Below are 9,771 nucleotides of genomic sequence, written 5' to 3'. Positions count from 1 at the left end.
GAACTGGGGAGCGGGCGGCGCGTGGGCGGATGGCACTTCGGGCGTCTACCCGGACTGGGTGCAGATCGACTTCAACGGCATGCAGACGATCAGCGAAATCGATGTGTTCACGCTGCAGGACAACGCCTACTCGCCCTCAGTGCCGACGCTGGCGATGACGTTCAGCAACTTCGGTATCCTGCACTTCGAAGTCCAGTACTGGAACGGTGCCGGGTGGGTGGATGTGCCGGGCGGCAGCGTCATCAACAACAACAAGGTGTGGCGGCAGTTCGTCTTCGCGCCCATCACCACACAGCGCATCCGCGTGCTGGTGAACAGCTCGGCCTACTATCTCTCGCGCATTGCCGAAGTGGAGGCCTGGACCGCATCTCAATAGTCAGGATGGCCGGGCCGTTGCAGGTGATGGGATGGATGCCCCGACCCGAAGAGGGCACCCAACCGTCAAAGTGGATAGGTCAGCAACCGCTTGATCGGCAGGAGGGCTTGCAGCCCGTCGTTCAGGCGAGCCGGTAGTCTGGCGCGTGCCGGCGCAGCCACTGCTCCAGCATCATCAGGATCCAGACCATCTCGCCGTAGTAGCCGGCATGCTCCTTGAGCCGCTGGGTCAGCAGGCTTTCGACGAACTCGGTGCGCACGATGCCGCGTGCCGCCACGCCGCGCAGTGATTCCGCGGCCAGTGCGTTCAGCGCCGCGTCCTTGACGGCCCAGGGGCCGAAGGGCAGGCCGAAGCCATGCTTCTTCTTGGTCAGGATCTCGTCGGGCAGGAAGCCGCGCAGCGCCTCCTTGAAGAACCAGCGCAGCTTCAGGCCCTTGAGCTTGTAGCTGGTCGGCAGCTTCAGCGAGAAATCCAGCAGCCGCGTGTCCAGCAGCGGGAAGCCGACGTCCACACCAGCCAGGGCTGTCGTGCCGACGACCTTGGGCAGGTCGTTCTCGGCCAGCGTGTAGCGCCAGTCGAAGGCCAGCATCTGGTTGACGAGGCTGGCCTCGTGCGGGCCGGCGGCCCAGGTGGCGCGCTGGTGGTCGCGCGGTGCGCCGGTGTCCACGGCGGCCAGGAAGGCTGGCGTCAGCACCTCGCTCATGCCCAGTCGGTCCAGCAGGTTGTAGCTCTGCATGCGGTCGGGCATGGGCACGCGGGCCTGGCGGATGTAGCTGGTGCCCTTCTTGAGCAGCGGGATGTTGCCGGTGACCGGGTTGACGAACAGCGGGTTCAGCACGCCGGTGCGCAGCGGCGACGGAATCTGGCTGTAGACATGGAAGACGCGCTCCTTGGCATAGCGGGTGTTGCCGCCAAAGAGCTCGTCGCCGCCGTCGCCGGCCAGCATGCGGTGGTAGCCATCGTCATGCGCCTTGCGCGCGCAGTAGAAGGCGGGCACTGCGGAGGAATTGCCGAACGGCTGGTCGTAATGGGCGGCGACGTCGGGGATGGCCGCCACCAGATCGGCCGGTGTCACGTAGTACTCGTGATGGTCGGCGCCAAAAGCCTTGGCGGCGATGCGCGCGTATTCCATCTCGTCATAGCCCTCGGCCTCGAAGCCGATGGAATAGCTGGCCGGCGCCTGGCCCGTGGCCTCGCGCAGCAGGCCGGCGACTGTGGAGCTGTCGGTGCCGCCGCTCAGGAAGCAGGCGGTCTTGCCGTCGGCGCTCAGCCTGTCCTTGACCGCCGCGCGCAGGATGCCGTGGAACTCCTCCTTCAGCGCGTCGAAGCTGGGCCGGGCCTGCTCGTCGAAGCGCGCGACCCAGTAGGGTGCGACGGTCAGCTGGCCGTTCTCGAACAGCGCGTAGTGGGCCGGCGGCAGGCGGTGGATGCCGGCGTAGATGGTGCGCGGGGACGGGATGCAGTGATGGAAGAGGTAGTTGAAGAGGGCCTGGGTATCCAGCTCGCGGATGCCGAGCTGGCGGGCCAGTTCGTCGGCCCGCGTCGCGAAGTGCAGGCGGCCGTCCCGCACGGCGTAGCACAGGCTGTGCACGGCGAAGCGATCGATGGCGAGGTAGCTGCCCCCACCGGGGAGGTCGAGCGCGACGGCGAATTCGCCGCCCACGTCGGTCGCGCAGGCGGCGCCGCGCGCGGCATAGGCTTGGCGCCAAGCGGCCAACGCATCTCCGGCGCGCGCGCTGAAGCGGGGGGAGCCGGAGGCGAACGGCGTGTCGGGCGGCAGGGCTTGGGCTTGCATGCGGATCTTGGGGTCAGGACGCGGGATTGTCGTTGGGATGGGCAGTGCTTCGCAGTGCGTGCAGGCGCCGCCAGGCATTGCCGACGGTCTGGCGCACCAGGCCGACCAGGCCGCGCAGCGTCAAGGGGTCGTAGGCGACCAGCCCGAGGCGTTCGCGGCGCTGGCTCATCCATTCGGCCTTGTACGGGGCGTCGCCGATCAGATAGTCCACCTCCTGGACGCGCTCCAGGTCGAGCGCCTGCTCCATCAGCAGGGCGGTCAGCAGCGTGCCCGGAGCCAGCGCCTTGTAAGCCTGGTCGTAGGCCAACTTGTAGATGTTGGCACGGCCGTTGGCGATGATCCAGATCTGGGCCGCCACCGGTTTGTCGTGAAGCCAGGCCAGGCCCAGGCGCAGCCAGCCGCGGCGCGCGCACAGGCGGATCAGGCCTGGCATGAAGTCGGGGTAGGGCTCGGGCACCTTCCAGCTGTGGGCGTAGACATCGCGATAGGCGGCCAGTGCGCCTTCGAGCGCGTCGCCGTCGCGCACGACCTCCAGCCGACCGCCTTCACTTGCGAACTTCTTGCCCATGCGCTTGATCGTGCTGCGCAACTGGCCGCTGCGACCCTTTAGATAGTCGGCCCAGTTCTGGCGCACCGGCTCATACCAGTTGCCAAACGAGAAGTAGGCATGCGTGCTGAGGCCGGCAAGAGTCAAAGCCCTCTTGAGCAGCGCGAACTCTCGCGAATCCGGGTCCATCGGCGAGAAACGATAGGCGGCCGCGCCGCCGCCCGTCCGTCGCAAGGCGCGTGTCAGCGGCAGCAGATCCTCGGCCTCGACGTCGTCTTCCATCGCCAGCGCGTAGATGGCTGTGTAGAAGTTGGACAGCGCGCTGATTTCACGGCCCAGTGCCCCGCTCTGCGCGACGGTGGGCAGCACGGCCAGCACGCGCCCCTGGCGGCGCAGCACGTGGATGCGCACCTGGGCCTGCGGTTCGCTTGCATAGACGGTGTCGATCAGGTTGGCGTACCAGTCTGCACCCAGCTCGACATGGCGCTGCTCGGCCTTGTGCATCAGGGCAAGTGCATCCGCCGGCAGCTCGCGCACGTGGATGTAGGTGTCGACGCTGGCGCCGCTGCGGCTCACCATGATGTCGGTGTCCACCGGTTGGCTGGCACGACCGTGCCAGCCGCGGCTGCCGCGCCTGAGCAGGCCATAGAGGGCCGGCAGGCCGCGGTGGCGATAGACGCTCACATGGTTGATCCAGCGCTGCGACGTGGACCATGCCAGCAGGTCGGATTCGGCGTTCGTGTAGAACTCGACGCCGCCGCCTGGTGCACGCGTGAACAAGTCCTCCAGCGTGCGCAGCAGCAGGATGCGGCCGGGCGCAAAGCGCTCGAACTGCTCGTGGAAGGCCGTCTTCAGCATGACGGCCATGCCACCGCTCAGCAGCAGCATGCGCGAGGCCAGCAGTTCTTCGCCCAACCAGAGTTCGTAGACCAGCGACTCGCCGCGGGCGGCGAACTCGCGCATGACTTCGGCGTAGAAGGGCCCCTGCGGGTTGTCGCTGCTGACGGCCGTGCCTTCGCGGCCTTTCCAGCCGCTGGACTCCAGCCCCGCATAGCGTTGCACCGCAGCCTCGATCGACTCGGGTGCGCTGGTGACGGTCAACCGTTCTCCACCTGGCTCGGATTGCAGCCGGCGCAGGTAGCGGCGCATGTTCTGGATGAGCTTGCGCGGTCGTTGAGCCCAGTAGTCATCGAAGCTGCCCTTCAGGCTGACGCTCATCGTCAGCGCATGCGGCTGGCTCTGCACGGGAAGCCTGGGCAGCTCGCGCAGGTCGCCGAAGTGCGGGTCGTTGCACAACAGGTCCAGCTCGCTCGCATAGCCGGGCAGCGCAACGAGCAGGCCGCGCAGCTCCAACCCGGCCGGGATCAGGCTGGGGCCGATCTGCGTCTGCGAGGGCAGGAAGCTGGACCAGACACCCAGGCCGCGCGTCTGGGGGTTGATGAGCAGCATGGCGACGGCCTCGCCTTCGCGGCTGGCGATGGCGAGCAGCACGCCTTGCGCCGCGAAATGGCGCAGCAGGGCATCGACGAACAAGCCATCGAGCATGCCGTGGCCGCCCATGAGCTGCCCGTTGAGGCGATCCCAGGCCTCCCGGTGGGGGCCGAGGCCTTGCACCGGGGTCAGCGTGTGGAGTTGCCAGTCCAGGCCGGGGTTCATGGGGTGTCGAGATCCAGGAAATGTGCGCCCGTCCTGGCGCAGAGACGGGCATGGTGGCGGATGCGGCCCAGCTCCGCCAGCACACGCAGGCTGGCCAGCAGGCTGCCGAGGAAGGCCTTCAGGTCGTGGTTGGCAAGCAGCTCAGCCAGCGGCTGCACGACGCCAGCGGCCAGCAGCCGCAGCAACTGGCCGGGCAGGCTGCCGCCGGGGCGCTTGAAGTCCAGCAACAGCTCCGAGCGCTTGCGCTCACCGCGGCTGGTGACCTGGCTGCCCCAGCTCTGCGGCGGCCGGGCTGCCTTGGCGCGCAGATGCACGATGCGCGCGGCCGGCAGCAGCGCTGTGTGCAGGCCGTGATGGGCGAAGCGCTCGATGAGGTCGTCGTCTTCGCCGTACATGAAGAACAGCGGGTCGAAACCGCCGACACGGCTGAACACCCCGGCGCGCAGCATCCAGGCCGCCGCATTGATGCCGCGGGTGGGGTAGTGCGGCTGCACGCGGCCGAGGCAAGCGTCGGACAGATAGCCCGGCGCATGGCGCTGTAGATAGGCGCTCTGGGTGTTGGGGTCGACGCGGCCTAGGTCGGGGCTGCAGTGCAGGGGGCTGACGATGTCGAAGCCCGGCTCGGCCTCCAGGAAGGCCACGAGCTGGGCTATGGCTTCGGGCGTGACGTAGGCGTCCTGGTTCAGCAGGAAGATCGCGTCGGCGCCGGCGCGCAGGGCGTGGGCGATGCCCAGGTTGTTGCCGCGGCCGAAGCCGAGGTTGGTGGCGCTTTCGATGAGGACGGCTTCGGGGAAGTCCCGGCGCACCAGGTCGCGGGTGGTGTCGGTGGACGCGTTGTCGACGACGACGGCCGTGCAGGGATGGCTGCTGTCGCGCAGGGACTGCAGCGCGCCGGCAATCCAGGCGGCGCCGTTGAAGGTGACGATGACGACGAAGACCTTCATGACGCGGCCGCCGCGGCACGGCGTCGATCGAGGAAAGCGCGGATTTCCGCGTACAGCGGATGGCCAAGCAGTTTCAGTCCGGCCAGCCAGATCAGCACGGTCAGGCCGGCGCAGGCCAGCAAGGCGTGGAGGGCGAGCGGTTGGCCGGCCGGGCGCAGCCAGGCCGCCACCAGGGCGGCGGGCAGCAGGCAGGCCAGGGCCAGCAGCGCATTGCGCCCCAGCTCGCGCGCAATGGCGCCGAAGTCACTGGGCAGGCAGCGTTGCTTGAAGGCATAGAAATAGGGCACGGCCACCACGGCCATCGCCAGCACGCCCAGCGCCAGCGGCTCCAGCGCCCGCCAATGCCAGATGACGGCGATCAGCAGCAGCGCCTTGACCGGCTGGATGATGAGGTCAGCCAGCGCCACCAGCTTGGCATGGCCAGCGGCCAACATCAGCGTCGGGATCAGGCTGTTCAGCACGCTGACCGCGCCGGCGGCGCAATAGATGGGCACCAGGGGCGCCGACGCATCCCATTGCGAGCCGAACATCAGCCGCAGCACCTCGAGCGCGAACAGGCCGACGAAGCCGTAAAACGGCCAGGCGACGGCGCTGACAGCCCCCAGGCTCTGCACGAAGCGCTGCTCCAGCCGCTCATCGTCGCGGTGGGCTTGGGCGAAGGCCGGGTAGGCGACCGAACGCACCGTGCCCATGATGTCGCGGTGGAAGAKGTTCATCAGGCCTTGCGCGCGGCTCGCGATGGCCACCTGGCCGAAGTCCAGCAGCTTGCCCACGGCCAGGTCGTTGATGTCCATGGACACCGAGGTGACGACATTGGCTGCCGTGACCGGGCCGCCGAAGCGCAGGATCTCGCGCCAGCGGTGCAGCTGTGGCCGGGCGAGCCGCCCCCAGGCGCCGGCCAGGCTGACACCCAGCGCGGTAATGAGGCTGGCCCCGACGTCGCCCCAGGCCAGGCTGGCCGCGCCCACGCCGGCCCAGGCCAGGCCCAGCGTCGTGAAGGTGCCGACGACCGCGGCGGCGACGTTGACGCGCATCAGCACGTCGAAACGCATGTCGCGCCGCAGCAGCGCGATCGAGATCGAGTTGAAGGGCAGGATCAGGAAGTTGATGGAGATGATTCGCACAATGTGCGTCAGGCTCGCGTCGCCATAGAACTCGCCGATCCACGGCGCCACGGCGTGGATGCCGGCAAACAGGCCGCCGCCGAGCAGCAGCGAGGTGCCCAAGGCGCTGCCGACATCCTCAGGGCCCAGGTCCTTGCGCTGGATCAGGTAGTTGGCGAGGCCGAAGTCGCGCACGACCTGGGCCATGCTGATCAGCGCCATCGACACCGAGTACAGGCCGATCTGTTGCGGCGTCAGCAGGCGTGCCAGCAGCGTGAACGACAGCAGCTGCAGGCCGATCAGCAGATAGCGCTCCAGGAAGGCGAAGCCGAGCGAGCGGCGGACCGTGTTCATCAATACAGGCCCTGCTTCTTCTGCGAGTGGCGTTCCACCCAGGCAGAGTAGGTCGCCGGAGACCAGTGCGACCGCCAGCGGCTGTCCACGCGCCCCCAGCAGCGCAGCAGGCGCAGTTCGCGCGCAAAACGCTCGGCCACGGGCTCGCGCCGCAACGGCCCGAGCAGCCAGCCCAGGCCATCCTGCAGCAGCTGCAGGTACTGCCACAGCGGCACACCGGCAAACTCGTGGCTGCCGGACGGCCACCAGGACGACAGGCCCGCCTTGAAGGCCCAGCGGCGGAAATAGCGGCGCGTCAGCACGGCCGCGTCGACGGGCGCAGTGATGCACAGGGACGGCTCATAGGTCACCGCCTCGCCGCGCGCCTGGCAGCGCTGGCCGAACTCGAGGTCCATGTGCCGGAAGTGCAGTTCGGAGAACAGGCCGACGCGATCGAACAGCGCTGCGCGCGCCACCAGGTTGGCGCCGGCGGGCGCGTAGTCCGGCGTGGTCGGCGCGATGCGCTCAGGCCCGAGGTCGGCGCCGCCGACCACCGCGGCCATGCTGTCGTGATACCAGGCGGGCCGGCCACCGGGGGGCCATTGCAACTCGGTGCGTCCGCCGGCCAGGGCCGGGCCGCCGGCGCCGAAGACGGCGGCGATGTTCTCCAGCCAGTCCACGGGGAAGAGGATGTCGTCGTCGGTGAAGGCCAGTACATCGCAGCCCAGTTCGCGGGCGCGGCGGATGCCGGCGTTCAGCGCGAACTGCTTGCCCTGGCGGGGCTCGAACAGCACATGCAGGCGGCCCAGCGGCCAGCCCGGTTGCAGGGCCTGGAGTCGCGCCTGCGTGTCGTCGGTCGAGTTGTTGTCCACCACCAGCACTTCGACGGCCGTGTCGGCCGGCGCGTGCATGGCGCCGAGCGAGGCCAGCGTGGTCGCGAGCAGGGCGGCCCGGTTCCAGGTGCAGACGATGACGGCCAGCCGCTTCATCGCTGGGCGGCCACGCGGCGGTAAACCTCCAGATGGCGGCGCCAGCTCTCGCCCCAGCGAAAGCCCTGGGCCCAGGCGGCGGCACGGGCCGCCTTGTCGGCACGTGCCTCGGGAGGCAGCGTCGCGGCCTCGTGCAGCGCGGCGGCCCAGGCCGCCAGGTCCTCGGCCGGCACCAGCGTCGTCAACGGCCCGACCAGTTCGGCCAGACTGCCCAGCGGGCTGAAGATGACGGGCGTGCCGGCGGCCTGGGCCTCGACGGCCGGGAAGCCGAAGCCCTCGTAGAGCGTCGGGTAGAGCACGGCGACGGCGTCGCGGTAGAGGGCCTGCAGTTCGGCGTCGGACAGGAACTCGGCAAATACGACCCGGCCCTGCAGCTCGTGGGGCAGGGCCTTGCGCGCGGCCTCGCGGGCGTCGGCGCCAAAGCCGCAGGCGACGAGTTTCAGCGTCGCATCGGGCTGGGCGGCCAGCGTCTGCAGGGCCCAGTCGAAGCGCTTGCGTTGCATCGGCCCACCGAGATAGACGGCGAAGCGCGCGCCGGCCAGGGCCGCCGTCAGCGTGGCCGGCAACGTGCTGATGGGGGGCTCGAAATAGGCCTCTTCAATGCCGTGCGGGATGACGGTCAGCTTGGCCTCGAGCTCGGGCCAGCGCGCCAGGATGTCGCGCTTGGACGACTCGCTGATCGTCACGACGGCCGCGCATCGCCGGAAGGCCGCCGGCATCAGCCGGTGCCAATACCAGTGCTGCCAGCGCGTGTCGGTCTCCATCTCCCAGGGGATGGTGTCGTGGATGGTGACGACGGCCGGGCAGGGCTGCCACCAGGCCATGGTGTTCTCGGCCCAGTGCAGCACGTCCAGGTGGTGCTGACCCGTGCGGCGCGGCATGCCGACCTGCTCCCACAGCGAGAAGCGGTCGCCGGGGAAGTCGAAGATGTCGGCCTGCACCTGTTGCTCGCGCGGCAGGTGCATGGGGCGGCGCGCGTCCTGCGCGAACAGCGTCCAGGCCACGCCGTCCTCGGGCCGGGCCTGGCTGCACATCTCGAGCAGGTATTTGCCCATGCCGCGCAGATGCGCGGTGTTGAGGCTGGTAGCGCTGATGCCGACCCGCAGGCGTTCAGTCATTCGGCACCCAGCGGCGGAACAGCGATTTGCCCATCTTGGTCAGCGTGTGGCCGCGATCGGGGCCGCTGCGCAGCAGGCCGGCAAAGGTCTTCAGGCCCAGCGACAGATCGCCCTTGGCGGTGTGCGCGTCGGCGAAATTGCACCAGCCCTTGTGCTGGAAGCGCCGCAGCGCGACGGGGTCCACGTCGTGCCCGGCTGGCGAACTCATGCCGAAGCGCCGGATCAGCTCGGCGCGCATCAGCTCGGTGGTGTTGGTGGCCGGGATGCGGCGCGACAGCGAGACGGGATGCTGGCGGTACAGCACGTAGGACTCGGCCAGGCGTATGAAGCGGTGCTGGGTGCTGGCGCGCACCAGGTATTCCCAGTCGTCAGTCTGCTGGTTGTCCGTCAGGAAGCCGCCCATGCGATCCCAGGCGCTGCGCCGCCAGATGACCGAGGAGGGCAGGGCGTAGTTGTCGAGCACCAGCACGGGGTAGATCCAGCCGGACCGCGACTCATCGATGGTGCCCTGCCGGGTTTGCCTGAAATAGTCGGGCCGGGGCTCGCCATGCCAGACGTCGAATGCCGAATAGCAGAAGTCGTGATCCGGCCTGGCCTGCAAGGCCTGCAGTTGCAGGCGCAGCTTTTCCGGGTGCCAGAGGTCGTCGGCATCCAGCAGCGCGACGAATTCCGAATCCGTTTCGGCCATGCCGCGATTGCGCGAGCGCGACATGCCGCGGTTTTCCTGCGAGATGACGCGCACGCGGGCGTCGTCCAGGGCGGCATTCGCGGCCGTTGCATCCTTGGAGCCGTCGTCGATGACGGTCACCTGCAGATCGGGGAAGGTCTGGCCGAGTGCCGAGCGGACGGTGTCGGCAATGAAGGCCTCGGCGTTGTAGGCAGGGATGACGATGTTGACGCGCGGCATGAG

The 9,771-nt window shown here is 68.8% G+C and carries 8 protein-coding genes; 1 reads left to right on the top strand and 7 read right to left on the bottom strand.

Going from position 1 to position 9,771, the window contains the following annotated elements:
- The coding region (locus ACXJKM_RS21520) for a hypothetical protein (protein WP_457355052.1) at positions 1-376 on the top strand (376 nt) is incomplete at its 5' end.
- 121 nt (positions 377-497) lie between these two features.
- Here the strand turns inward: ACXJKM_RS21520 and ACXJKM_RS21515 are convergent.
- Genes ACXJKM_RS21515 through ACXJKM_RS21485 form a run of 7 tightly spaced genes read right to left on the bottom strand, consistent with a single transcriptional unit; the run spans position 498 to position 9,768 of the window.
- A complete protein-coding gene (locus ACXJKM_RS21515; protein ID WP_457355050.1) occupies positions 498-2,171 on the bottom strand; it encodes an asparagine synthetase B family protein in 1,674 nt (557 codons plus the stop codon).
- 13 nt (positions 2,172-2,184) lie between these two features.
- Positions 2,185-4,374, bottom strand: coding sequence for a GNAT family N-acetyltransferase (locus tag ACXJKM_RS21510; protein ID WP_457355048.1), 2,190 nt, complete (start codon positions 4,372-4,374; stop codon positions 2,185-2,187).
- Complete coding sequence (locus ACXJKM_RS21505) at positions 4,371-5,318, bottom strand: glycosyltransferase family 2 protein (RefSeq protein WP_457355046.1); 948 nt, start codon at positions 5,316-5,318, stop codon at positions 4,371-4,373. Before ACXJKM_RS21505 ends, ACXJKM_RS21510 begins: the two co-directional genes overlap by 4 nt.
- Complete coding sequence (locus tag ACXJKM_RS21500) at positions 5,315-6,775, bottom strand: lipopolysaccharide biosynthesis protein (protein ID WP_457355044.1); 1,461 nt, start codon at positions 6,773-6,775, stop codon at positions 5,315-5,317. Before ACXJKM_RS21500 ends, ACXJKM_RS21505 begins: the two co-directional genes overlap by 4 nt.
- Positions 6,775-7,743 (bottom strand): glycosyltransferase, encoded by a 969-nt coding sequence (locus ACXJKM_RS21495; protein ID WP_457355042.1) that lies wholly within the window; start codon positions 7,741-7,743, stop codon positions 6,775-6,777. Before ACXJKM_RS21495 ends, ACXJKM_RS21500 begins: the two co-directional genes overlap by 1 nt.
- Complete coding sequence (locus tag ACXJKM_RS21490; RefSeq protein ID WP_457355040.1) at positions 7,740-8,861, bottom strand: glycosyltransferase; 1,122 nt, start codon at positions 8,859-8,861, stop codon at positions 7,740-7,742. The genes ACXJKM_RS21495 and ACXJKM_RS21490 overlap by 4 nt, the downstream gene beginning before the upstream one ends.
- Positions 8,854-9,768, bottom strand: a complete 915-nt coding sequence (locus tag ACXJKM_RS21485) for a glycosyltransferase family 2 protein (protein WP_056195878.1) — start codon at positions 9,766-9,768, stop codon at positions 8,854-8,856. Before ACXJKM_RS21485 ends, ACXJKM_RS21490 begins: the two co-directional genes overlap by 8 nt.
- Positions 9,769-9,771 lie beyond the last annotated feature (3 nt).

Source organism: Roseateles sp. P5_D6 (assembly GCF_054049415.1).
This window is presented reverse-complemented; position numbering and strand designations above follow the sequence as displayed.